Annotated in this window: 25 protein-coding genes; 6 read left to right on the top strand and 19 right to left on the bottom strand. The window is 36.3% G+C overall.

Annotated elements, in window-relative coordinates; genetic code table 11:
• The first annotated feature begins 3 nt into the window (after window positions 1-3).
• Window positions 4-816 (top strand): undecaprenyl-diphosphate phosphatase, encoded by an 813-nt coding sequence (locus MKY90_RS03495; protein ID WP_016121464.1) that lies wholly within the window; start codon window positions 4-6, stop codon window positions 814-816.
• Between the two features lie 129 nt (window positions 817-945).
• Here MKY90_RS03495 and MKY90_RS03490 read toward each other — a convergent pair whose 3' ends face one another.
• Window positions 946-1,149, bottom strand: a complete 204-nt coding sequence (locus MKY90_RS03490) for a hypothetical protein (RefSeq protein ID WP_016103553.1) — start codon at window positions 1,147-1,149, stop codon at window positions 946-948.
• A 172-nt stretch (window positions 1,150-1,321) separates the two neighbouring features.
• Between MKY90_RS03490 and MKY90_RS03485 the strand changes: the two genes are divergently transcribed.
• Window positions 1,322-2,476, top strand: coding sequence for a VanZ family protein (locus tag MKY90_RS03485; protein WP_063218689.1), 1,155 nt, complete (start codon window positions 1,322-1,324; stop codon window positions 2,474-2,476).
• Between the two features lie 4 nt (window positions 2,477-2,480).
• Here the strand turns inward: MKY90_RS03485 and MKY90_RS03480 are convergent, their stop codons facing one another.
• From MKY90_RS03480 to bdhA, 6 genes are all read right to left on the bottom strand, one after another.
• Window positions 2,481-3,794 (bottom strand): D-arabinono-1,4-lactone oxidase, encoded by a 1,314-nt coding sequence (locus MKY90_RS03480; protein ID WP_063218690.1) that lies wholly within the window; start codon window positions 3,792-3,794, stop codon window positions 2,481-2,483.
• Window positions 3,782-4,954 carry an amino acid deaminase/aldolase gene (locus MKY90_RS03475; RefSeq protein ID WP_078185074.1) on the bottom strand — a complete coding sequence of 391 codons (1,173 nt, stop codon included), beginning with the start codon at window positions 4,952-4,954 and terminating at the stop codon, window positions 3,782-3,784. The genes MKY90_RS03480 and MKY90_RS03475 overlap by 13 nt, the downstream gene beginning before the upstream one ends.
• 113 nt (window positions 4,955-5,067) lie before the next feature.
• Window positions 5,068-6,069 carry a sphingomyelin phosphodiesterase gene (gene sph / locus MKY90_RS03470; RefSeq protein WP_341090360.1) on the bottom strand — a complete coding sequence of 334 codons (1,002 nt, stop codon included), beginning with the start codon at window positions 6,067-6,069 and terminating at the stop codon, window positions 5,068-5,070.
• Window positions 6,070-6,145: 76 nt separating this feature from the next.
• On the bottom strand, window positions 6,146-6,997 hold the full coding sequence (gene cerA, locus MKY90_RS03465) for a phospholipase CerA (protein WP_002029789.1): 852 nt from the start codon (window positions 6,995-6,997) through the stop codon (window positions 6,146-6,148).
• Between the two features lie 265 nt (window positions 6,998-7,262).
• Window positions 7,263-7,607, bottom strand: a complete 345-nt coding sequence (locus MKY90_RS03460) for a potassium channel family protein (protein WP_215599049.1) — start codon at window positions 7,605-7,607, stop codon at window positions 7,263-7,265.
• Between the two features lie 118 nt (window positions 7,608-7,725).
• Window positions 7,726-8,778 carry a (R,R)-butanediol dehydrogenase gene (gene bdhA, locus MKY90_RS03455; protein WP_215599050.1) on the bottom strand — a complete coding sequence of 351 codons (1,053 nt, stop codon included), beginning with the start codon at window positions 8,776-8,778 and terminating at the stop codon, window positions 7,726-7,728.
• Window positions 8,779-9,004: 226 nt separating this feature from the next.
• Here bdhA and MKY90_RS03450 point away from each other — a divergent pair, with 226 nt between their 5' ends.
• Window positions 9,005-10,159 (top strand): MFS transporter, encoded by a 1,155-nt coding sequence (locus MKY90_RS03450; RefSeq protein WP_002140391.1) that lies wholly within the window; start codon window positions 9,005-9,007, stop codon window positions 10,157-10,159.
• 17 nt (window positions 10,160-10,176) lie between these two features.
• Here the strand turns inward: MKY90_RS03450 and MKY90_RS03445 are convergent, their stop codons facing one another.
• From MKY90_RS03445 to MKY90_RS03390, 12 genes are all read right to left on the bottom strand, one after another.
• Window positions 10,177-10,506 carry a hypothetical protein gene (locus MKY90_RS03445; RefSeq protein WP_078185075.1) on the bottom strand — a complete coding sequence of 110 codons (330 nt, stop codon included), beginning with the start codon at window positions 10,504-10,506 and terminating at the stop codon, window positions 10,177-10,179.
• Window positions 10,507-10,522: 16 nt separating this feature from the next.
• Window positions 10,523-10,864: a hypothetical protein gene (locus MKY90_RS03440; protein WP_002125258.1), complete on the bottom strand. Its 342-nt coding sequence runs from the start codon at window positions 10,862-10,864 to the stop codon at window positions 10,523-10,525.
• 318 nt (window positions 10,865-11,182) lie between these two features.
• Complete coding sequence (inhA2, locus tag MKY90_RS03435; protein WP_341090354.1) at window positions 11,183-13,576, bottom strand: M6 family metalloprotease immune inhibitor InhA2; 2,394 nt, start codon at window positions 13,574-13,576, stop codon at window positions 11,183-11,185.
• 298 nt (window positions 13,577-13,874) lie between these two features.
• Window positions 13,875-14,522 (bottom strand): fructose-6-phosphate aldolase, encoded by a 648-nt coding sequence (gene fsa, locus MKY90_RS03430; RefSeq protein WP_000667669.1) that lies wholly within the window; start codon window positions 14,520-14,522, stop codon window positions 13,875-13,877.
• Between the two features lie 38 nt (window positions 14,523-14,560).
• Window positions 14,561-15,484 (bottom strand): ribose ABC transporter substrate-binding protein RbsB, encoded by a 924-nt coding sequence (rbsB, locus tag MKY90_RS03425; protein ID WP_098167711.1) that lies wholly within the window; start codon window positions 15,482-15,484, stop codon window positions 14,561-14,563.
• A gap of 14 nt (window positions 15,485-15,498) precedes the next feature.
• Window positions 15,499-16,434 (bottom strand): ABC transporter permease subunit, encoded by a 936-nt coding sequence (locus tag MKY90_RS03420; protein ID WP_002029798.1) that lies wholly within the window; start codon window positions 16,432-16,434, stop codon window positions 15,499-15,501.
• A gap of 3 nt (window positions 16,435-16,437) precedes the next feature.
• The gene (gene rbsA, locus MKY90_RS03415; RefSeq protein ID WP_341090352.1) at window positions 16,438-17,922 is read right to left on the bottom strand and encodes a ribose ABC transporter ATP-binding protein RbsA; all 1,485 of its coding nucleotides are present in this window, start codon (window positions 17,920-17,922) and stop codon (window positions 16,438-16,440) included.
• A gap of 18 nt (window positions 17,923-17,940) precedes the next feature.
• Window positions 17,941-18,336 (bottom strand): D-ribose pyranase, encoded by a 396-nt coding sequence (gene rbsD, locus MKY90_RS03410; protein WP_002125248.1) that lies wholly within the window; start codon window positions 18,334-18,336, stop codon window positions 17,941-17,943.
• A complete protein-coding gene (rbsK, locus tag MKY90_RS03405) occupies window positions 18,333-19,229 on the bottom strand; it encodes a ribokinase (protein ID WP_002140386.1) in 897 nt (298 codons plus the stop codon). Before rbsK ends, rbsD begins: the two co-directional genes overlap by 4 nt.
• 13 nt (window positions 19,230-19,242) lie before the next feature.
• Complete coding sequence (gene rbsR, locus MKY90_RS03400) at window positions 19,243-20,214, bottom strand: ribose operon transcriptional repressor RbsR (protein WP_002029805.1); 972 nt, start codon at window positions 20,212-20,214, stop codon at window positions 19,243-19,245.
• A gap of 138 nt (window positions 20,215-20,352) precedes the next feature.
• Window positions 20,353-21,966: an MDR family MFS transporter gene (locus tag MKY90_RS03395; RefSeq protein ID WP_044444494.1), complete on the bottom strand. Its 1,614-nt coding sequence runs from the start codon at window positions 21,964-21,966 to the stop codon at window positions 20,353-20,355.
• Between the two features lie 19 nt (window positions 21,967-21,985).
• Entirely contained in the window at window positions 21,986-22,471 is a 486-nt protein-coding gene (locus tag MKY90_RS03390) for a MarR family winged helix-turn-helix transcriptional regulator (protein WP_063218701.1), read from the bottom strand.
• Between the two features lie 271 nt (window positions 22,472-22,742).
• Here MKY90_RS03390 and glpT point away from each other — a divergent pair, with 271 nt between their 5' ends.
• The 3 genes from glpT to MKY90_RS03375 all read left to right on the top strand — a co-directional run bounded on the left by glpT (window position 22,743) and on the right by MKY90_RS03375 (window position 26,299).
• Window positions 22,743-24,092 (top strand): glycerol-3-phosphate transporter, encoded by a 1,350-nt coding sequence (glpT, locus tag MKY90_RS03385; RefSeq protein ID WP_341090348.1) that lies wholly within the window; start codon window positions 22,743-22,745, stop codon window positions 24,090-24,092.
• Between the two features lie 274 nt (window positions 24,093-24,366).
• Window positions 24,367-25,386, top strand: a complete 1,020-nt coding sequence (locus MKY90_RS03380) for an ABC transporter ATP-binding protein (protein ID WP_016126562.1) — start codon at window positions 24,367-24,369, stop codon at window positions 25,384-25,386.
• Window positions 25,373-26,299: an ABC transporter ATP-binding protein gene (locus MKY90_RS03375; protein WP_016126561.1), complete on the top strand. Its 927-nt coding sequence runs from the start codon at window positions 25,373-25,375 to the stop codon at window positions 26,297-26,299. Before MKY90_RS03380 ends, MKY90_RS03375 begins: the two co-directional genes overlap by 14 nt.
• Window position 26,300: the final 1 nt, after the last annotated feature.

Raw genomic sequence — 26,300 nt, 5'->3', positions numbered from 1 at the left:
ATTATGGAACAATTTTACTACATTTTAAAATATTTAATTCTTGGTCTGTTCCAAGGACTAACAGAACCAATTCCGATTTCTTCAAGTGGTCACCTCGTTTTAGCACAGCATTTGCTAGGACTAAAAATAGAAGGGTTTAGCTTTGAGCTACTTGTTAATTCAGCTTCATTATTAGCTGTATTACTTATTTATAGAAATGACTTAATTCGTCTAACAAAGAATGGTCTATCTTATATATTTACAAGAGCAGAAGACGCAAAATCAGATTTCTTCTTTATTATTTACCTTGTTATTGCAACCATTCCAGCAGGTGTAATTGGAGTTTTATTTAAAGATTATATCGACCAATATTTAAAAGGTGTTAAAATGGTTGGGATTTCCCTTCTTATTACTGCTATCGGCCTTTGGATTATTCGAAACTTGCGTGGGCGTAAAAATGATGGCGACCTTTCTATGAAAGATGCAATCATTATTGGCCTAGCACAAGCTTGCGCACTAATTCCTGGTATAAGCAGATCAGGTGCTACAATCGTAGCAGCAATGTTACTTGGCATGAAGCAAGAAACAGCTCTTCGTTTCTCATTCTTACTATACATCCCTGTTAGCTTAGGGGGTTTATTGTTAAGTATTACAGACATTGCAAACGATCCAAATTTAGATACATTATTTGTACCTTATATTGTTGCTTTCATCGCAACATTTGTCATGACATATATTTCATTAAAATGGTTTATGAACATTATGGCAAAAGGAAATTTAAAATATTTCTCTTTCTACTGTATTATCGTAGGTGTGCTAACTATCATTTTCTTATAAAATGAAACTTTAATCAGTGGGGGTTTTGTTCATCCCCCCTGATTATTAGCCCTCACCAATCGGGCTTTTACTGCCCACAAATAGCGGGATAAAAAACCTCTTACTGCCCCATACAGTAAGAGGTTTTCCTTATGCATAAACTTTCTTTTCCTGACAATACAAGCGAATAACATGTGTATTTTTTTGAAATAAATCATGTGTTAAGCGAATAATAATAAAATTTCGTTTTGTATTATCATCATGAACAAAAATCTGTTCCCCCTCTTGAAAACGCCATGTGCTTTCAAAAGTTGTAATATGATCCCCGCTTACCGAAAAAAGCTCATATCGCATGTCTTGTACCCTCTCTCAACTTATAATAATCATAATATCCTTATATTAAATTTAGTATAACTTAATTTCGATAAAATTTGTAATTCTTTCTATTTCGAAATATTTTAACTTTGTTTTAAACTCCGTTTAGCGCTATAATGATAAACGAATTTTCATTGAAAGGAGTTTCATTTTGACTGCATATTTATTTCCAGTAAAAACAGCATTTATTTTATTTCCTATTTTAGCAATGTTTCTCTTAATCCCTTTTTTAATATTTAATTATCGAAAATACGGTTATTTAAATAAATGGCGTTCATTTATTTTGTATTCATTACTACTCTATTTATTAAATGCCTATTTTCTTGTTATTTTGCCGTTACCACAAACGTACGATACTTGTAGCCTACAACCCGCTAATACACAGCATATGCAACTCTCACCATTTTATTTCATACAAGAGATTAGTAATCATACATCGGCAATTTTAACGAAACCTACTACTTATTTCTTGTTATTAAAAGAATCTGCATTTTTACAAGTTGCTTTTAACGTTCTATTAACCGTTCCATTCGGTATTTACTTACGTTATTATTTCCGACGTAGTTTCTTCCAAACAGTGTGCATTTCTTTTTGCCTTTCACTGTTCTTTGAATTAACACAAGTAACTGGATTATATGGTATTTATAATTGTGCATATCGCTTATTCGATATCGACGATCTGTTTTTAAACACACTAGGCGGCGTAATCGGTTTTATCATTGCACCAATATTTACGTACTTCCTGCCAAAAACAAGCGAATTAGATAGTCATATTGATTTGGAAACGAAACCAGTCGGATTCGTTCGTCGTCTCATCGCTATGCAAATTGATTGGATCTTCTTATCTATCGTTGTACCTTTCATTAAAAACAAAGGAAACTCACTATTTATTTCTAACATCCAATCTTATACAAATGTATACGAACTCCTTTTCATCGCATGTTCAATCTTAATTTACTTTATTATCATCCCATACTTTACAAATGGAAGAACAATAGGGAAAGCGTTGCTTCGTATTTACATTAAAGGACAAGCAGAGCGTATTACACTAAAAGAATTATTCATTCGTTACGGTATATTCTATTTCATTTTAGGTGGAATCAATTACATTCTTTCTAGTAGCTCTATTTTAAATCATACAGAGCCTTTAGTATTACTAGTTATACTGTTATTCCAATTTGTAATTAACGGGCTATTTATTATTCATGTTTTATTACATATATTTAGTAGTGATAAATTACTATTTTACGAGCGTATTAGTCATACAAGAAATGCAATTACACTTAAAAAAGCTGACAAATACTAATTTGTCAGCTTTTTTTCATAATCGTAAATAACTTTTCTGTATAAGGGCTTAAAAATATTCCTGTTTCATCTAGTGACTTCCTCACTTTTAGAAACGAGTGCAATTCTGGATATATATTTTGCAATTTTTCGTACGTTAACGTATGCATTTTCCCCCAATGTGGGCGCCCTTCATACTTTAGAAAAATTTTCTCCACTTCACCAAAATAAGCGGCATACTTCATACCTTTATACATATGAACAGCTATATACGCTGAATCTCTTCCATATGCTGGACTGAGCCATATATCATCACCTCTCACGTAGCGGCATTCAATCGGGAAGTGCACCTTATACTTTTTCTTTTCAATAAGATTTGAAATTTCTTCTACAACAGCCCTCATATACTTTGAAGGGACACTGTACTCCATTTCATAAAATGGAACTGTACGTGATGTAGCGAATACTTCATAGCTTGGTCCAATTATTTTCGTGTTCGGTACAGCCTTAGCTGATAATCGGCTTACTCCTTTACTTATAGAAGGAAACCATTTACACCCTTTAGATAATAAAGAGAACATCCTATTTTCAAGTAACTCTACCTTTAGTTTATGCCATTTCAAATCACTTTCTTTACTCGTTGTTTCGTTTGTAAATTTCACTTGCACTTCATCTGAATAAGGAAAAACGAAAAATTCAAAATGACGATTCTTCTTATATTCTTCTAGTTTGTTCATTACAGTAGACAATGATTGTTTTTCACTTTCATAAACAAGCGAATACGCTGGGATAACCTTCAATTTTATCTTTACAATGATACCTAGCATTCCAAGCGACAACTGAAATGCTTTCCAATATTCGACGTTCTCGGTTTCTGAACAAACTATACTCTCACCTGTTGATAAAACTGCCGTGATCTCTATAACTTGTGTTGATAAACTTCCAAATGTAACACCCGTCCCATGAGTCCCCGTACTAATCGCTCCTGCAATAGATTGTGAATCAATATCTCCTAAATTTTCTTGCGCATAACCTTTTTCCTGAAGTAACTTCCCTAAATCATGTAGCTTTGTTCCCGCCCATACTTCGGCAACCTTCTTCTCTGCATCAATATTCACAATGCCCTTCAATTCATCTAAAGAAACTAAAATTTCTTCCGTTTGCACAAGAGGTGTAAACGAATGACCTGAACCGACAACACGAATTTTCTTTCCTTTTTTTCGTGCAAGCCCCACAACTTCTACTACATCTTGTATACTTTTTGGATACATCGTATAATGCGGCGTTCCTTCTACATTCCCTGTCCAATTTCTCCATTTTTGTCCCTTTATAGAAAGCATTGTCCATCCCCCCGATATGTTGAATACTCTCCAACAATTTCCCCTTGTTTAATGCGATATAAAATAGGAAAACGCTCACATAACTCCCCAGCTTTACTATGGCGAAACAAGATAGAATCTCCTATATCCACTCGTTCCTCGCCGTTATAAAAAATTGGCGTTTGCACTTCACCAGCACCTTCTAAAGCTAATAGTTTTGCACCATGCGGCATCCAAACCTCAGGCTCTTTATCTTTACCAACTGCACCTGAGGCAATATATCCGCCACCTAGGCAAGTATAAATAAAAGGATCCGGTTTACGTACAACTGGTAAAACAAATCCGGCAGCTGGCTGAAATTTTACTTCTTTATAATAGTCAAACAGTTTAGGAGAGTAAAAGGCGGATCCTACAGTAATCTCTGAAACTGAGTTATCTTGCTCAGTTGTTTTTATACTTCCTGTTCCTCCCCCATTTACAAATCTTAGTTCAATACCAAGGTTTTGTATTTCTTTTACGATACGTTCTCTTCTTTCTTTAACCTCTAACACTGATTTCTTCTTTAAATACGAAACAGCTTTACTTTTCATCCATTGATTCGGTATATGATCCCCCACCCCGGCAATTTGAGCTTCATATCCCATTACACCATCTAGTATTAAATATGATGAGCCCTTCACCTTTTCTACTATTTTCAAAGCGCTCTGCACATCTTTTACCGGGGATCTTTTTACACCAAAATGAAATTTCAAAAAACGACTACTCATATCAATATCCAAACAAACGCGAAAACACCCTTTAGACTTCTCAGCAATCTTTTCTAAATAAGTAATATGGTCTTCACAATCCACCATACAAGTTATAATGTGCCCTTGCTTTGTTAGCAAACTAATTTCATGTAAAGCTCTTTCATCATAAACAGGATATCCGAGCAATAAATCATTAAATCCTTGTTCAATTAAAAACAAAGCTTCTCTAGGAGAAAAACACATAATACCTTGAAACCGATTATTTGCAGCTAAAATCTTTTTCATAACTGGAACAGAGCGTAATGATTTACTCGCTATACGAATTTTCTTATCTCCACTTAACTCTATAATCGATTGAATATTCCTCTCTAAAGCCACTTCATCTAAAAATGCACACGGTAATGGAACTTCCTTAAAAATTCCTCTATCCACATTTTTCTCTCCTCTTCTATATATGTCTTATACATATTGGAAAGAAAAAATGATTTTCCTGTTTTCAAATAAAAAAAGTTTCTTCTTCACGAAGAAACTTTTTTAAGACTACTCTACTTCATAGAAATAGTCGCCTCTACTGGATAATGATCAGAATAATCATCATACGTATATTTTTTGAACCATGATGTAACAGACCACTTTGGAGATTTCACTTGTAATACGTTATTCTCTACGAATGATGGATTCGCATGATCTTTACTCGCAATAATATAATCTAAATGTTCAGCAGGTGCATCTGGATAATTGTATTTCGCAATACTGTTTGTCGTCGCATCCCAAGTTGCTGCATGTCCTGTATAAGATGGAACAGACGCATGTAATGTTTTAAACATCGATGCATACTCTGAATTGCTATTATTCTCAGCATTTATTTTATTTACATTCATATCACCACCAATTAACACATACTCGTTATTTGGTATATTTTTATTTTTAATAAACTCTTGAATTTCTTGTAACTGTTTTGTACGTACAGATGCTGGCGAAGTGTTTCCACACATACTATCTTCAGCTTGTAAATGAGTCCCAATCACATGTACAAAACGATCATTTTTCTTAACTTTTGTGTATACAAATCCTTTATTTGATAAGTTATCTGGTCCACAGCCTTTTTCGAATACATATTGAATCTTTTCAACAATTGGCCATTTACTCACAATCGCTACACCTCCATCTTCAGGAGTCGAAGATGAATAGTTTCCTAACGTCTTATCCCACTCGCTTCCACTACTACGACCTAATACTGCCGTTTGATTTGGATATTCTTTCTCCAAATTTCCTAATAAGCGATTTGAAGCACTATTATCAAACACTTCATTTAATATAACAACATCCTGATTCTTTATATAATCTGCTGCTCCAATTAAATCAGCACGCTCATTTTGTCCCCAGTTCGGATATAAGTTTGTTGATAGCATGTACACATTATGCGTCATCACTTTTAACGTATCATTTTGATTTGTGGACATTTCTGCTTGAACGGAAGATCCGCTATATAAAGCTCCTAAACCAATACCAAAGCCAAGTACACCTTTTAGCAATTTACCTTTCACGTTTCATACCTCCATGTACTGTGTAGTGATAAAAAGGCCAAATACTCTATTATGAGATTTGACCTTTTTATAATATTTAACGATTTCCGTACGTATCAAACCAAAGCTGAATGTATCCAGCAGTAACACGTTGTGCATCCATTAATCGCGTACCTGTCATTGGTGTAACTTCAGCGCGCCATTTATCTGCATATTCTTGTGATACAGCTGCTTTCACGAACCAATCTTTCGTATTATCATTTACAATGCCAGAGTAATCTTGTTTCGCAGCTACTGCCGCTCCATGAATCCAATCTTCTGGATTTGTACCTTTCCAGTTCCAATATCCATTTCCATCCGTTACTTTATAATTATCTTTTATCGTATCTACAAAGTTTTCATATTTAGAATGGAACCCTTGTGGATAAGAAAGATTTGTAAAGTTTGCCGCATGCATCGGTTGATTTACATCCCCTAAATAATGAAGAGATAACCCCAAATAGAAGAATGCTTGTTTCATATCTTTATTTTTGTATGACTCACCTGCTAATTTAAAATATTTAGCTCCAGTTTCCTTTGCCTGCTTTGCAAATGGAATATACGTTTTTCCGTTGTCTGGGTCATAGAAGTGTGAAGCAAATGTGCTATTATCATAATAAGGATTTTCATAGTCAGCAGCATAAATACCGTTCTCTAACTCCGTACGCCATTCATTTAATAGTGCAACTTGATCTTGTTTTACAAGTGTTGTATTACGAGACATAATATCCATTGCACGGTTTACAATCCATAAATGAGAGTTTACGCCTTCTTTATGCTTATCTTCAGCAGACCAGCGGTGAACTATATTTATTCTACTTCCCCCATCATTTTCATGAGCAAATGCAACACTTTGTAACGGAGCTACTAATGTAATAGCTGCTGCTAAAGCAAGTACTTTCTTTTTCATATAAAATCCTCCATTTTATAATAGAATTATTGTAAAGATTTTTGTTAGGATCCTACGATGTCTTACGGTTAACCTATGACTAGAATATCCCACCTTTCGTGAAAATTCTATCAATAAATTAAAATATGCAGATGTTCATATCATTATAACTTTATACATAGTGAATATAATGAATGAATGCTCTTATATTGTAATAAAGTATTGTTAATTTACTGCAAATGATTGTCTAAACTAATGTAAAAAAAGAGTAAAGCATCCACATGCTTTACTCTTTTTTTCTATTCGATAATATACTTGGCAGCTGTACATTAACTGCCAACTTATGAATAAATCCAAATACTAGTCCAATCCCAATAAATATGTATAAGATTGTAAATATCTTTCCGAAATCAGTTTGCGGACTAAAATTCCCATCACCAACAGTCGTCAACGTGACCACACTAAAATATAAAGCGTCAAGAGGACGTAATCCTTCAACTGTACTATAAAAAATCGTACCAGATGTTAATGTTAAAAATGTTAATACGAATAATACTTGAAATTCTTTATCTTTCCACGCTCGTAAACAAGCTTTTAGCATCCGTTTCAATGTCAATATAAATGAAAGCATTAGACTTCCCCTTCCAAACAAAATACCTGTAGTTAAAGGAAAGTCTATCACCTTTCTGTATAGAAAAAAAGTAGCCCTCTTCTATTTCTAGAAAAGGGCTACTTTTTACTATTCTCTATTATTTAGGTGAAACAAGAATTTTCACTTGTGTTTTATCTTTTACAAGTGCTTCAAATCCTTCTTCAACAACTTGATCTACTGTGATTTTTTTCGTAATTAATTTCTCTGCTTGAATTTGGCCAGAGCTAATTAATTTAATAACAGCTGGGAAGATATGACGGTATCCAAGAATACCGATAACTTCTTTTTCTTTTAGTACAAGGTTGTTTGGCGTAATTGTCGCATCTTTTTCCCACACACTAACAATTACAGTTTGTCCTTCAAAGCTTGTACTTTCAATCGCTTGACGAAGTACTACTTCAACACCTGTTACTTCAAAGCTCACATTTACACCTAAACCATTTGTTAAGTTACGAATTTCTGCTAGTACATCTTGAGTAGCTGGATTTAATACATAATCCGCACCTGCTAATTTTGCTAACTCTTGACGTTCTTTAGAAAGTTCCACTGCGATAACAGGAGTTGCTCCTGCTGCTTTTGCTGCTTGGATTACAAGAAGCCCAATCGGGCCACAACCAAATACCGCTACAGCTTCTCCCTCTTTTAATTTACTTTGACGTACTGCATGAACTGCTACTGCTGCTGGTTCTACAATTGCACCTTGTTCATACGTCATTTCATCAGGAATATGGTGGACCATATCTTCTGGTACTACTGTATATTCAGAGAAACCGCCGCCTTCTCCGCCAAGACCGTGGAAAACAAGTTGTTCACAAACATTGTAATGTCCGTGTTTACAAGCTTCACATTTACCACAAGAATAAATTGGTTCTACAACGACGCGATCTCCCACTTTATGAGAAGTAACGCCTTCACCGATTTCAACTACCTCACCACTAAACTCATGACCTAGAATAACCGGTGCTTTTACGTGTGTTAATGGGTGCTCTTCTGTTGGAATAAAAATAGGTCCTGCTAAATATTCATGCAAGTCTGTTCCGCAGATACCACACCATTTAACTTTAATCTTAACTGCTCCTGGTCTTACAGTTGGTTCTGGTACTTCTTCTACTCGTACATCACGTTGATTATGCCAAAGTAGTGCTTTCATTTTATACATCCCTCTCTACGTATATACTTAACCTGGTGAAGTTTACAATTCTATTATAATACTTCCATCCATATATTTCAAAAAAACAATCTCATTTCCACTAAATTTTAACAAATAACGTTCAATATTTTGTCACTTTGTACTTTTTTCCACATCTGTTAATGCTAATTTCATTGCGGTTGAAATTAGCATTATGCCATAATAGCAGAGGAGAGGTGAATATGGCTTGAAATATTTTATTTACTTTATTGTTATCGTAGCGTTTTTAGATACATTTTCACAATTACCTATTATGAGTACTTTCGCTCAAAGTCTTGGAGGAACCCCTCTTGTTATCGGGCTAGTTATCGGTATGTACTCATTCGCTAATATGATCGGTAATATTATCGCTGGAGCCGCTGTCGATAAATTTGGTGCAAAAAAAATCCTTTATATAAGCATGGGAATTACGAGTTTCATAGTCTTGTTATACACCGTTGTTCAAAGTGGGGAACAACTATTAGTTGTGCGCTTTATGCACGGTTTTAGTGACGGATTTTTAATTCCTGCTGCCTTTACGTTTTTATCAAAGCAAACGAATTCAGCAAGGCAAGGTAAAGCAATGGCTCTATCTGGTGCCGCTGTTGGAACAGCTGCAATCGTAGGACCTGCTTTCAGCGGCATTATGAAAGCAACAGCTGGTATAGAGTGGGTGTTCATTACTATTTCTATTTTAATGGTCCTTGGTACAATCGTATCTCTATTTTTCTTACCAAATAACGTATCAAGAAAAGATACATCAAGAACACAAATGATGAACAAAGAAGATATGATTGAACTATTGAAATCAGAACCGTTATTACAAGCATATATTGGTGCTTTCACACTAATGTTTTCACAAGGGATTGTCACTTATATGTTACCAGTGAAAGTTGAGGCATTAGCACTTAAAGCATCTACAACAGGCATGATGTTAAGTGTATTCGGAATTACCGCTATCCTCTTCTTCTTACTGCCAACAAATCGTATTTACGATCGATTTAATCGTTCCAAACTAATGCTAATCGGGATTGCAGTAATGGCACTAGCGTTATCTTTACTCGGATTATTTGCAACAAAAGGCATGCTCTTTATCGTTATGATAATTTATGGAATTGGATTCGCTATCCTCTTCCCAGCAATTAATGCTTTACTTGTTGAAAATACAACAGATAGTAACCGAGGGAAAGCATTCGGATTGTTTTATGCATTCTTCTCGTTAGGAGTTGTTGCTGGCTCCTTTACAGTCGGAGCAATCGGAGCATCACCTAGCGCTAGCTTCGTTATCGGAACTGCATTCTTGTTAACATTTGCTGGAATGATTTTTGTAAGAAGCAAAGTAAAAAAGACAATGATGGGTTAATTCCATCATTGTCTTTTTTAAAATGCATATTGATATAACCCGTAATATAATGGCAGCGTTGGGATAATACCAATTAATTTGAATATAAAAGGTAGCGGGTCATCCTTCTCTTCATATAAACGTAAAACAAAAACTGCAGTTAAAGTCCAAATGATGCTAAATACGAAGATGCATTGCCAAACGATCGGCGTCAATATTTGTACATCAAAAACAAATCCAAATAGTCCTATCCATGTAATAATAGTCACCACAAAATCAAACTTTTGAATTAGTGTTTGAAACATGCCTCTTACTAGCGAAGTTATAGTTAATATCGCTATAATTACTAAATAAACTTTCCACAACATAATGATAAGCTCCTATTCAACTTTTGACTTTCAACAAGCCGTATTTAATAAACAATATGGCATTATATTTTTCATAAAGATAATACAACGGATAACAAAATAAGAAGAAAATAAGTACAGTTGGTACATCATCTATAATAGAAAAATATTTTACTAGTAATTCCTTAATACTCTCTCCAATCATAATAAACAGTGGAATTATACAAATTGCCGCTAATATTAAACATGGTGTGATCCTCATTTCTTTTAATTTCACCTTACAGTGTGGACACCTGAATGAAAAAGGATGCGGGAGATCAATAATATGTTGTGCAGTAATATTCCCTTCACACTGTGGACATTCAATTATTTCTTTCATTTAGTTCACTCCTTTCTATCCATAAAAAAGAGCCCTATCGAATAGAGCTCTTTGATTGCCGAATATATCACTTTTGTGTATAGCCAAATAACAATGTAAATAAATTAAACTGTAAAGGCAATACTACATTTCTTCTTCTACAAAGAAAGTGTATAAATACCGACGATACTTCGACAATTTCCTCGGAAATATTTCCTTTACCCACATAATTTGATACACTACATATGAACAGACAATTGTATTACATAAGCTAAAATAATAACTTAATGTACAAATTAAAAAGCACACTCTTCATATGAAGAATGTGCTTTTATGTTATTAACGTTTAATCCAAACAGCGCCTGCCGATTTATCCTCTGCCTGTCCAACAACTTGGAATTTAAGTCCAAGGTTTGGAACTTTTCTTCCCGCGTCTGCAATTTGTTTGTTACTATATACTTTTGAATCATCAAAAGTTGTAACACCTTGTAATCCAGAATAGTTAAACTGTCCACGTGTTAATGAATTTGCACTCCATGAGGGTGTTTGATCAAATGAAAAGGCAGCGTCTGCAATTTGCATGCCTGTATTACCATACGCTGGTTTCCCGTTTAAATTACCAACAAACGCTTCTGGATGAGAGTCTACAACACCAAGGAAGCCTTCACCTGGATGTACCCCAACCCAGTTATCTTTGAAACTATCATCTGCATACCAAACGACAAGACCAGTATTATACACCGGACCTTTTCCTGCTTTTAATCCATTATCTGATCCAGCATAGTTTCTCCACTCTAAATAATAATAATGTTGTTTCTTCTCTGTCCCATCAGAAACAACGAATCCATTTAACTGCATTTTAGATGTTCCTTCTGCATCATCAGAAAATACTACTTGTCCATCAACTGTTACATTTACATTATCCATCGCGAAACCTTTATATGTTAAAGCTGGATCTGTAATATAGTCGAATTGTAGTTTCACTTTCTTCCCTTTAAATTGACTTAAATCGTATGATTTATCAATCCATTTTCCATCTGTCGTGTCTTTATCTCCTTGTACTACTTTTTCTCCAACTCTATCAATTAACGTCTTCGTTCCATCTTCTGTTACAGCATGTACTTCGATGAAATCACACTCTGCTTCTAGTTCATAATTCGCTTTATAATCAAATTTCGCATTTGTTCCTTTTGTTAAATCAAAGAATGGTGTTTCTAATGTCGTATGCATATCATCTCCTCTTGTACTATAATATGCATGCTTTCCAAACTCCGGTTTAATTGTTTCAACACTTTTACCTGGTAAGTTAACACGTACAACGCCTGGACGATTGGATTTCGTAACACTTTGATCAATATATGTAGGAACTCCTACACCACTCTTAATTTTATCGTAATCTACTTCTAAAATTTTTGCCCAGTTACCACCCATATTTTTTTGTAAGAAATCTTTATTTTGTGGTGAGAAACTAGTTGGCTCTGTTCCTGCGATTTTTCCTGTCCAGCTACCTCCACTCATTAATGACCACGCTTCAACAGGTGAACCAGTTCCAGTATATTTCGTGTCATATTCATCCGGTAAACCAAGGTCATGTCCAAATTCATGCGCAAATACACCTACTGCTCCATCTTCTGGTTCAATTGTGTAATCATGCGCTGCTACTTTTCCACCAAAGTAATCTACATTTGATTTTGTACCTTCAATCGCTACTGGATCTATTGCTAATTTTGAACGATGTGACCAAATTGCATCATCACCTAATTTACCGCCACCAGCTTCTTGACCAACACCAGCATGGATTACCATTAAATGATCAATTACACCATCAGGTTCATTTGGATTTCCATCACCATTTGTATCATATCTATCAAATTGATCAAATTGAGATAAATCTAACCCTTTCTCAGCAGCTGCATGTAAAGCTTCTTTCACTAAATCACGTGCACCTTTTGGTCCTTTATTATCGTGACCACTACTACCATCAGCACCGTAGTCAGACGCTTTCCCTGGCACAGTTAGCCATTCGGTTACATATCCATCCGTCGTATAACTACCGCCAGACTGCTCTTCATAATATTGTTTAAACGTTTTTACTTTCGAACCATCAAATAGCTTGTACGGCTCATTACCAAATAACATTTTTTGATAATGCTCTCTACTAAAGTCTTTCGAATACATATACCCTGGCGTTTGATCAATATTATTATGTTTATAATCACTAAATTCAACGAGTAATACTAATACTTTATCATTTCGAACCGGTCCATTATATGGCGCTTGCTTTGCTTTAGAAGTTGGAACTTGCCCATTCAATTGATTTTTATTTGGTTCCGGTTTTTGCTCAGGGCTAACATTTTTTTCAGGTTTCTTTACTTTCTCCTTTTCTTCCATTTTTTTCTCTTTTACTTTTTTCACAAAATCAGATGCCTCTTTAGCAGTATCCGCTGGAAGAATTTCTTTATTTGCCTGATCCCCTTGTTTCTTTTCAATATATTTCTCTACAGCCTTTTTCGTCTCTTCTTTAGAAGATGCTGGATTAATTGTTCCTCTTTCCTTCAGTGCTTCCGCTAAACGATCTTCTTGAATTAAATTGTAATCAATTGGTGTTGTAGACACACTTTCTTTTGCTGGCGTTTCTGCGTATGCTAACGGAGCACTCATTACAGCTGAGCATCCGATGATTGTCGCGATCGTTAACGATGACAACACTTTAAATGGCGCTTTTTTTCTCATTTTACTCATCCCCTTGTATCAATCTTAAACTTCAGATAAAAATACGTAATCTATCCTCCCTTGTATAATAAAAGACATGATTCTATAAGCAATAAGCTTTCTGTTATAGAATCATGTCCTCCAGTTTTCTGGTCAGACCCTCTATCTTTTTATGTCGAAATGTGAAAAATAAAGAGTGATTTGTATATATTAAATAGCTTATATTAAAAATTTAAAAGACAATATGCACAATTGCATGAAAATTCTTTCAAACAAAAAAAGAACCCAAGTTAATTAAACTTGGGTTCTCCATTTCGTATTATTTCTCTTGTGTTTTTTCCCAATCAGCTAAGAATTTCTCAATTCCTTGATCTGTTAATGGGTGCTTCACTAATGAAGCGATTACGTTTGCTGGGATTGTTGCAATATGTGAACCGTTTAATGCTGCTTCTGTTACATGAACACTGTGACGGACAGATGCTGCAATGATTTCTGTTTCAATGCCGTGAATTGCAAAGATTTCTGCGATTTGGCGAATTAAGTCCATACCGTTATGACCGATATCATCTAGGCGACCTAAGAACGGTGAAACGTATGTCGCACCAGCGCGAGCTGCAAGTAATGCTTGCACTGCTGAGAATACTAATGTAACGTTTGTACGAATTCCTAAATCTGAGAATGCTTTTACTGCTTTTAAGCCTTCTGTTGTCATTGGAACTTTTACAACAACGTTTGGAGCGATTTTTGCTAACTCTTTTCCTTCTTCAATCATTTTGTCAGCTTCTAAGCTAATTACTTCTGCGCTTACAGGTCCTTCAATAAAGCTGCAAATTTCACGAATACGCTCATGGAAATCTACGCCTTCTTTTGCTACAAGTGATGGGTTTGTCGTTACTCCAGCTACTACGCCTAATGCATTTGCCTCTTTAATTTCGTTAATGTTTGCTGTATCAATAAAAAATTTCATTTGTTATTCTTCCTTCCTAATTTTCATTTTATATTTATTTATTTTTTCTTAATAAGCTCTAATTCAATCGGAATAAATTTGTCCACTTTTTTACCTTGTGTTATCTCTTTCGCTGTTTCCATCGCCTTCTCTCCGATTAATTCCGGTTTTTGAGCGACTGTTGCTGCCATACGCCCATCTTTAACCGCTTTTACAGCATCATCCGTTGCATCAAATCCAACAACGACTACATCCGTTTTACCAGCAGATTTTAATGCCTCAATTGCGCCTAATGCCATTTCATCATTATGAGCAAATACCGCTTTAATATCGCTATTTGCTTGCAAAATATTTTCCATAACGGATAACCCTTTTGCACGATCGAAATCAGCTGCTTGTTTTGCTACTACTTTTAAAGACTTATCAGCTACGTTATGGAATCCTTTCCCACGCTCACGAGCAGCAGACGATCCAGGGATTCCTTCTAACTCAGCAACATTTGTTCCTTCACCAACTAATTCCCGAATGTAATCACTAGCCATTTGACCACCTTCGACATTGTTAGAAGCAATGTGAGAAACAACTTTACCTGAATTCGCAACTCGGTCTACTGTAATAACAGGCACATTGGCTGCATTAGCTGCACTTACCGCTGAAGCAACGGCATCTGAGTCAGTTGGATTAATAACAACTACATCGACACCTTTTTGAATTAAATCTTCAACATCGTTTGTTTGCTTCGCTGCATCATTTTGTGCATCAACAGCAATTAGTTCAATGCCACTATCTTTTGCTTTCTTTTCTGCACCTTTTTTCAACGTGACGAAAAATGGATTATTTAAAGTGGAAACAGAAAATCCAACTTTAATAGTTTTATTTCGACCTTTATCGCTAGAATCCTTTGCCCAATCTGGTGGTTCCATTGAACAACCAGCAGTAACTACCATGATGCATGCAACGAGTATCAGTAACCATTTTTTCATGAATTGCCCCTCCATTACGCTTCTTTTCGACGATCAATTAGTACAGCTAGTAAGATTACAAGTCCTTTTACAACTTGTTGGAAGAAAGAAGATACACCTAATAAATTTAAACCGTTATTTAGTACACCAATAATAAGCACACCGATGAATGTACCAACAATCCATCCTCTTCCACCTGAAAGACTCGTTCCTCCTAACACAACTGCAGCAATTGCATCCAATTCGTAAGAAGTACCAGCAGTCGGCTGTGCAGAATCTAACCTTGATGTTAAGACAATACCTGCAAGCGCTGCCAAAATTCCGGAAAGACCGTAAATCATTACTTTAATTCTCGTAACATTAATACCTGATAAAGCTGCCGCTTCTTCATTTCCACCAATCGCAAACGTACGGCGACCAAACGTTGTTTTCTTTAAAATAAAGTACAGTACTGCAAAAGCGATCATCATTGTAACGGCTGGCACAGGAATACCAAGGAAATAACCACGGCCAAACATTTGGAACATTAAATGATCACCAAGACCAGTGATCGGACGTCCGTCCATATAAACAAGCGTCAACCCGCGAAAAATAGTCATTGTTGCTAAAGTTGCAATAAACGGAGCTACTTTTCCCTTCGCAATAATGATACCGTTTACAATCCCCATTGCAAGACCTGCTAATAATCCAACTACCATTGCAAGGAACGGATCCATGCCACTTGCCATCATTCCGGCAACAAGTGCACTTGATAATGCTAAAATAGAACCTACCGATAAGTCAATACCCCCTGTTAAAATAACGAAGGTCATTCCAAATGCAATGAGTGCATTAATCGATACTTGGCGCAGTATATTAAATAAATTTGGAATTTCAATAAATGCTGGATTTAAAGCTGTAATTACTACGATAATTAATACTAATCCAATTAAAGAACCAAGTTGTTGTAATACATTCCCCTTCTTAGCCATATCTTACTCTCCCCCTGTAGCTAGTGCCATAATAGACTCTTGCGATGCCTGATCTTTCTCTAAAATACCACCGATTTTCCCTTCATGAATGACGAGAACTCGATCACTCATTCCTAAAACTTCTGGAAGCTCAGACGATACCATAATAACGGCATCTCCTTGCTCGGTAAGCTTATTCATAATAGAGTAAATTTCTTTTTTAGCCCCAACATCTACACCTCTCGTTGGTTCATCTAAAATGAGTAACTGCGGATGAATACCTAACCATTTTGCAATTACAATCTTTTGCTGATTTCCACCAGAAAGAGATTTTACAGCTTGCTCTCCGTTTGCTGCTTTCACATTAAGAAGCTTCATCATATCCTCAGTAAATTGCTGTTCTAAACCTTTATTAACAACGCTTCCCTTTGAAAGACTTTCTAAATTTGGTAAAGCTAAATTTTCACGAATCGAAAAATCTAACACAAGCCCTTCAGATTTTCTATCCTCTGTAATAAAGGCAATTCGTTGTCTAATCGCATCAATTGGACTATCAATTTTTACTTCTTGTCCATTCATGAAAATTTTTCCTGAATCGAGCGGTTCATATCCAAATATTGCTTTCATAATATCCGTGCGACCAGCTCCCATCAAGCCCGCAACACCAAGGATTTCACCTTTTCTAACTTGAAACGAAACATTTTCAAATTTCCCCTTTTTCGTTCCGTTCCGCATTTCAAAAATCACTTCGCCAATTTGACTATTTCGTTCTGGATAACGTTCACCAATACTGCGCCCCACCATCATGCTAACTACTTCATCAAATGATGTTTCTGGAATTAATCTCTTCCCTACATATTCTCCATCACGCAAAATCGTAATAGCATCACATATTGAAAAAATTTCTTCCATCCGGTGTGAAATATAAACGAATGAAACGCCCTCTTTACGTAATTTATTAATAACAATAAACAGCGTTTCAATTTCGCGATCTGTTAATGCTGCTGTAGGTTCATCCATAATAATAACGCTCGCCTTTGTCATTAATGCTTTAGCAATTTCAATAATTTGCTGTTGTCCAACTGATAATTCACCTGCTAGCATAGCACCTCTCACATGTAGGCCAAGATCTGCTAATTGTTGCTGGGCAATCGCATTCATTTGACGCGTACGTAAAATGCCCGTTTTCCCATACATTAACTCTTTTCCAAGAAACATATTTTCAGCTACCGTTAAATTCGGTAATATGTTCAACTCTTGATGGATAAATGCAATACCATACTCTTCAGCTTCTTTCGCATTTTTAAAAGTTCGTTCTTTCCCATCAAACATGACTGTTCCACTGTCTTTTTTATATACACCTGTTAAAATCTTCATGAGCGTCGATTTCCCCGCTCCATTTTCCCCCATCAATGCATGAACTTCTCCTGTTTCAATCATAAACTGTGCGTTTTTTAGAACAGGATTACCACTGAACGCTTTTGAAATGTTCTTCATTTCAATATGCATTCTCATCACATCCCTTTATTAAAAAATCACGCCTGCATGTAAAATAACATTCGCATAAGGCGTTGCTTCTCCTGTACGAATAATCGCCTTCGCTCTCTTTGTATGCTCTTTAAATTCCTTATGAGACACATATTCAAATGCTGGCTCTATTAATCGCATCTCAACTTCTTTATTTACCTCTGCATTATTTATAATAACTTCTTCTGCTAACATCACTTTTTCAATTGCCATATCATCAGCAACTACTTGTAATACGTCTAAAAAACTAGGTTTTCCGATTTCAACTGCTAAATCAATTCGTTTTACTCCATCAGGAATAGGTAACCCACAATCAGCAATTACAATCGTATCTGTATGTCCAAGTGAAGCAAGGACCGCCGCAATTTCACTATTTAATACACCGTGTTTCTTCATCCGACAATCACCTGCACTTCACGTACTCTATCTCTTGTTGGCATACCGCCCTGTGCCCCAAGTTTCGTTACAGAAAGACCACCAGCAATGTTCGCAAAACGAATTGCTTTTTGAAGTATTTCTCCTTCAGAAAGTGCAACTGCTAGCGCGCCGTTAAATGTATCACCAGCTCCAGTCGTATCCACTACGTCTACAGCAATACTTGGAACTTGAACAACTTCCGTTCCGTTATGGAAACGAACACCGTTAGACCCTTCCGTCATCAATAGCTTATTTGGATATTTCGCAAGTAACTCTTCAATTGGTGATGTGAAATCATTTAATACGATGCGACATTCATGTTCATTCGGCGTAATATAAGTCGCTTTTTCTAAAATATCTTCTGATAAGATTTGTGCTGGAGCCGGATTCAACATAACTGGAATGTTATGCTCCTCACAAATAGCCAGAACGTATTTTACTGTTTCAAGCGGAATCTCTAGTTGAAGAACAACCATATCTGCTTTTACAAGAAGGTCTTTTGAACGATCTACAATCGACTCATTTACAAGAGCATTTGCTCCTTGTACGACAACAATACTGTTATCCTCTTCTGCTAAAACGATATGAGCGATTCCTGTCGTCCTATCTGTAACCGGTACCACATAGTCGATAAAAATGCGTTCGTTCTCCAAATTTTTTCTAACTACTGTTCCGTAATCATCATTTCCTACTGCACCAACCATCGCTACATTTGCTCCTAATCTAGCTGCAGCAACTGCTTGGTTGGCCCCTTTTCCTCCTGGTATCGTATGAAACGCTTCACCAATTACTGTTTCTCCTGCTTTCGGCCGTATTTTTGAAACAGCCACTAAGTCCATTGAAATGCTACCTACTACTGCAATATTTGGCATCTGTCTCATCTCCTTACTTCGTTGTATTTCGTTCTATAATTTCAATCGGTAAACGATAGTGTTTCTCTTCTAATGGATTTCCTTCCATCTGCTCTAACAACAATTCTGTTGCAATTTTCCCCATTTCATAAATTGGCTGTGCAACAGTCGTAATAGATGGATACATCATTTCAGTTAAAGAAATTCCATCGAATCCAATAATTTGTAAATCGTTTGGAATAGAAATTCCCTTTTGAAGTGCAGCCTTTACAATACCAATTGCAATTAAATCATTCCCAGCAACAATTCCATCAATATGCGGATATTCTTCTAATAATTCCACCGCTACCTGTTCACTATTAGCTGGATCGAATGTACTCTCTGCAATCATATAAGAAAGATTATTTTGCGTAATAACGTCTACGAAACCTTCAAAACGTTCATTAGCTGTGCTCACATCACGCGGTCCACGAATATGTGCAATATGTTTACACCCTTTGTCTATTAATAACTTTGTCGCCGCCTGACTCCCTGCATAGTTATCTGCATATACAGTAGGAATGCGCTCATTAAACATACGGTCAATCGCAACAACTGGAATAGACAAATTCATGTAATTAACACTATTTTGTGGATTCGTTGCTACAATAAATCCGTCCACATTATTTTGTCTAAGCACATCAATGTATTGCTTCTCTTTTTCTAAATTTTCATCAGAGTTACAAAGTACAACTGTGTATCCTTGCTTATGTGCTACATCTTCTACAGCACGTGCAACTTCCGGAAAGAATGGATTCACGATATTTGGAACAACTAAGCCAATTAAACGAGACTTTTTATTATATAAAGAACGCGCTACTGTACTAGGCTTATAATCTAGCATTTCAATTGCTCGCTCTACTTTTTTTAATGTATCCTCATGGACATATCCATTTTTATTTAACACTCTGGAAACGGTCGCAACAGATACCCCTGCTAATTTTGCAACGTCTTTAATCGTACTCATTCTCTTTTCTCCTCATTTCATGTAACCGTTTACAGAAAATAATATAACGCATTTATAAAAATACGTCAATCATTTCTAACTAAAAAGCTTTTAAGGTTATACTCAAAAAAAGCATCGCCATAAGGCGATGCTTTTTTATTACGAATATGATACAGTTTTTTCCTTTTCTTCTACAGCAGGCTCTTCAGCATCTTTTTTACGATCAGACAGTTTAATTTTCTGTAAGAAAATCGTAAAGATAGCACCTACTACGATAAATACCAATCCTGTTAAGAATACAGTATGAAGTGAGTCCACTAAAGAGCTTTTCAAAATTGGTACGATGCTATTAGAAAATGCTTCTGGCATTTGTTTTAATGCCTCTGGACTAAATAGCATAGAATACAAACTTTGTGGATCTGTATGAATCATATCTTTAAATTTTGTTACCATTTGTCCCGCTTCTTTTGGGAATGTGTCTAATACAGGTACTAATTTATTTGTTAACGTTGTGCCTGAAGTGTTATTCATAATTGATCCTAAAATTGTAATCCCAAACGTTCCACCGATTTGACGGAAGAATTGACTTGATGATGTTACAACGCCAAGATCTTTTTTCGGGAAGCTTTCTTGTAATGCTAATGTTAATATCGGCATAACAAGACCCATTCCTAAACCGATAACCATCATATAAGAAGTAGCGGTAAGCTTAGTTGTATGCATATCCATCGTTGTTAATAACCAGAAACCACTAGCCATAATAAGCATCCCTGTAATAATTTGTGGTTTCACACCAATTTTTAATACAAGCTGACCACCGATAATACTCATAACGATCATTGTAATCATCATCGGTGTCATAATCGTTCCTGATTCAGCAGCACTTACGCCTACAATTCCTTGCATAAAGAACGGTACGAACATAATTGCTCCAAACATTCCGATACTCATAAAGAAACCGATCGCATTCAGTAGTGTAAATGTACGGTTTTTAAAGAAGTGCATCGGTAAAATTGGTTCTTCAGCCTTCGTTTCAACGATAACAAAGCTAACAATACCAATGGCAGCTAGTGCAAATAACCCGATAATTTGCCAAGAACCCCATGCATAATCTTTCCCGCCAAACGTTAACGCAAGTAATAAACTTACAACACCGAGAATCATCGTGAAGATTCCAGCGATATCAATTTTAATTGGTCCTGTTTGTTTATGTGCTTTTAATCCCATTGCAATGAAGATTGTCGCTAAAATACCAACTGGTAAGTTAATATAGAATACCCATCTCCAGTTCACTGCGTCTACAATCCAACCACCAACTTGTGGTCCAATTACAGAGGCAAGACCGTATAGAGCTCCAAAAATACCTTGCCATTTTGCACGTTCTTTTCCCGTAAACATATCTCCGATAATAATCATAGCCATTGGCATCATAATACCGCCACCAAGACCTTGAATACCACGGAAAATAATTAATTCTGTCATACCGTTTGCCATACCACATAACGCTGAACCAACCATAAAGATAATTAATCCTGCTATATATACGTTACGACGCCCAAGTAAATCCGCTAATTTACCTGCAATCGGTACAACCGTTGTTGATGTTAACATGTACGCTGTTGTTAACCATGTCATTAAACTTAATCCACCTAGTTCACCGACGATACGCGGCATTGCTGTACCAACGATTGTTCCGTCCAATGCAGCAAATAGCATTGCGATTACTAAACCGATTAACAACAACTTTCTATTCTGATTTTCTTGTTGCTCCATGTAATCTCCTCAATTCCTCTTAGTTTTTCTCTTTTTTCTCTTTTTTCTCTTTTTTCTCTTTTTTCTCTGGTTTCCCGCAAATAATTGTTTCTAGCTTTTCAAAGAGGCGCAACAAATCTTCCCTCTCTTGTAATTCTAAGTGTGAGAAGTATTTTGCAATATGCTCATTACGAGCCGCCATCGCTTCTTCTACTGTAGTTTTCCCCTTCTTCGTTAGCTCAATGACAACAACGCGGCGATCATTATCGTCGTGATAGCGCTCTACTAACCCATGATCAATTAAACGATCAGTCATTACTGTAATCGCGCTCGGTTTCACGTACATTTTCTCCGCCAATTGTGTCGCTCTTGAAGCTCCGTAATGATCTAAAATCTTTAAAATATAAAACTGCGGTGGTGTAAGTCCTGATGCTTGCATTTGTTCTAATAGCTCTGTTTGCATTTTCTTTCCTATAGCGAATGTAAGAGCTTGAATCTTATCAATATGAGTCATATCATTTGGCATGTTATCCACCTCTTATTTAAGCAATAAAATATTTAACGTATTTAAATATTAATCCCACAAACAAAATACGTCAACAACTTTCTTTATAAAAACGTTTACATTCTTGTCACAAAGTTGTATAATTTTCGTCGAAGTTAATATTGACAGTCACGGAGAATCGGAGTATATGGCTATGAATCATAAAAAAGGGAACTTTTTTATATTTCATAGCCTTTTTGTATTCTCTCTGTCTTAAAACGCTTCCAATTAATTAGGGGAGGATTTTCATTTTATGTTTTTCACACAATTATTTAAACCTGCGCCCCACGCAGAACGCTTACCAGCTGATCGCACTGATAGCGAATACCGCAAATTGCGTTTGCAAGTATTCTTAGGCATCTTCATCGGTTATGCGGGTTACTACTTTGTTCGAAAAAACTTTTCACTCGCAATGCCATACTTAATCGAACAAGGCTTTAGTAAAGGGGAACTTGGGGTTATCCTTTCAGCAGTATCTATCGCTTACGGATTAAGTAAATTTCTTATGGGTATCGTATCCGATCGTTGTAATCCTCGCTACTTTTTAGCAGCTGGGCTATTTTTATCCGGTATCATTAATATTATTTTCGGCTCATTTTCTTTCATTACAACGAGCATTATACTTATGTTTGTACTTCAGTTTTTAAATGGATGGGTACAAGGTATGGGATGGCCTCCTTGTGGTCGTACGATGGTTCACTGGTTCTCCGTTAGTGAACGTGGTACAAAAATGTCTATTTGGAACGTCGCTCATAATGTCGGCGGCGCGCTTATGCCTTCTCTCGTTACATTAGGCTTATATTTCTTTGCAAATGACTGGAAAAGTATATTTTACTTCCCAGGTATTCTTTCAATTTTAGTGGGGATTTATGTATTAATTATGATGAGAGATACACCTCAATCTTGCGGATTACCTTCTATTGAAGAACATACTGGGGAATATCCATCAGATGAAAAAGTAGCGGACCGTGAACGCGAACTTTCGGTAAAGGAAATTTTATTTACATACATATTAAACAATAAGTTTTTATGGTACATCGCTATCGCTAACGTCTTTGTTTATTTCGTTCGTTACGGCGTTGTAGACTGGGCTCCTACTTATTTAGTAGAAGAAAAAAGCTTTACTCACAGTAGCTCACGTACAGCTTATGCTCTATACGAATGGGCTGGTATTCCAGGTACACTTCTTTGCGGATGGATGAGTGATAAACTATTTAAAGGGCGCCGCGCACCTGCTGGCATTCTATTTATGGTCGGTGTATTCATTGCCGTTCTTGTTTACTGGCTAAATCCTGCTGGGCATCCAATCATTGATAGTATCGCACTTGTTTCCATTGGATTTTTAATTTACGGACCTGTTATGCTAATTGGTCTTCACGCGCTTGACTTAGCACCCAAAAAAGCTGCTGGAACTGCCGCTGGATTAACTGGGTTCTTCGGTTACCTAGGGGGAGCTACTTTTGCTAGCGCAGCTATGGGCTTTATTGTAGATGGATTCGGATGGGACGGCGGATTCATTTTGCTCCTTGCTTCTTGTGTGCTTGCAATGTTCTTCCTTGCTCTTACTTTAAATACAGGATCTACAAAACAAAAACAAGCTTAAACAATAATATTATACTTACAAAAAAAAGAGAGACAGTTCTTTCCAGAACACCTCTCTTTTTTCTACATATAGTACTTTTTTATTACAAATAATTTATCAATCCACCCCATAATTGTGAGCGTTTTAAAAGGGTTTTTATCCTTATATTACTGCATCTCATCTCTATATAAAAAGATTTTTGAATATTTACTCTTGTCAAACATTGTCACTTTATATTAAAATAGCAACAACATACTAAATATTTAGTCTTTTTAGAAAAGATGGAGGGATAACCATGAAGAATCCACTTCTTCGCATTGAAAACTTACAGACTTCCTTTCGCATACAAGATCAATATCATGCAGCAGTTGATAACGTTTCGTTAACTGTCCATGAAAATGAAATTGTCGCGATAGTTGGTGAATCCGGTTGCGGAAAAAGTGCACTTGCCCTTTCCATTATGCGACTGCATAATGAAGCAAATACAAAATTACAAGGGCAACTTAACTATAGAGATAAGGATTTACTTACTATGTCGACCGCAGAGATGAATAAAGTACGCGGATCAAACATCGGTATGATTTTCCAGGAGCCTCTTACAGCACTCGATCCTCTTATGACAGTTGGAAAACAAATCGAAGAAAACTTAGACTACCACACAAACCTTTCGAAAGCAGAAAAGAAAGAACGCACCTTAGAACTACTCCATCAAGTTGGTATTCCAAAACCAGAACTTACATATAAACAATACCCTCACGAATTATCTGGCGGAATGAGACAAAGAATTGTTATCGCGATTGCGATTGCTTGTAACCCAGCACTCATTATTGCGGATGAGCCAACAACGGCTCTTGACGTAACCATCCAAGCACAAATTTTAGACTTACTAAAATCTATTCAAGAACAAACGAAAATGGGCATCATTTTAATTACACATGATTTAAGCGTTGTTGCCGAAACAGCTGATCGTATTGTCGTTATGTATGCAGGACAAGTTGTAGAAACAGGAACAGTAGAAGAGATTTTTAATAACCCGCTTCACCCATATACTCGTTCTCTATTAAACTCAATTCCATCTGCGTATGCGGAAAAAGAAAAATTGCATGTAATTCAAGGCGTGGTTCCTTCGTTAGCGAAGCTTCCTCGCACTGGATGTCGATTCCAAGCCCGAATCCCTTGGGTTAGACCAGATCAACATGAGGAAAATCCTGTTTTACATGAAGTAAAACCAGACCATTGGGTACGTTGTACTTGCTACAAGCACTTCAACTTCCAACATAAGAAAGGAGATGACGTAACTCATGGCACTGCTTAAAGTAGAAGATTTAAAAGTACACTTTCCAATTAAGGGTGGTTTCTTCGGACGTACATTAGATTACGTACGAGCAGTTGATGGCGTAAGTTTTGAATTGCAGCCTGGTGAAACATATGGAATCGTTGGTGAATCAGGTAGCGGCAAGTCAACAACAGGTAAAGCAATTATGCACTTAACGAAAGCGACAGGCGGTAGCATTCATTTTAATAATAGGGATTTAACGAAATTAAGTCGCTCTGAGTTAAGAGAACAACGAAAAGATATCCAAATGATTTTCCAAGATCCATATTCATCGCTAAATCCGAAGAAACGTGTTCTCGATATTATTGCCGAGCCTCTTCGGAATTTTGAGAAGCTCTCACCTGATGAAGAACGTAGAACCGTTCAAGGGTATCTTAGTATAGTTGGATTAAACCCAGAGTCTATTTATAAATATCCACATGAGTTTTCCGGTGGACAAAGACAGCGAATTGGTATTGCACGCGCTCTTACATTAAAACCAAAGCTTATTATCGCGGATGAGCCAGTATCTGCACTTGACGTTTCTGTACAAGCTCAAGTATTAAACTTCTTGCAAGATTTACAAGCTGAACTAGGATTAACCTATTTATTTATTAGTCATGATTTGGGCGTAATTCGTCATATGTGTGACCGTATCGGTGTTATGTACCGCGGGCGCATTGTGGAAGAAGCAACTAGTGCAGAGATTTATAATAATCCACAACATATTTATACGAAGCGATTAATATCAGCAATTCCTGATATTCGTCCTGAAAACCGAGAACAGCAACGTAAATTACGTCAGCAAGTAAGTTCTGAGTACGAGAAATCATACGAAAATTATTTCAATGAAAATGGTCGTGCTTACGATTTAAAACCAATCTCGCCAACGCACCGGGTGGCATTACCTTAAG

The organism is Bacillus sp. FSL P2-0099 (assembly GCF_038007445.1).
Lineage (GTDB): Bacteria > Bacillota > Bacilli > Bacillales > Bacillaceae_G > Bacillus_A > Bacillus_A mycoides.
The sequence above is the reverse complement of the archived record's forward strand: the minus strand, read 5'-3'. Positions and strand labels throughout refer to the sequence as shown.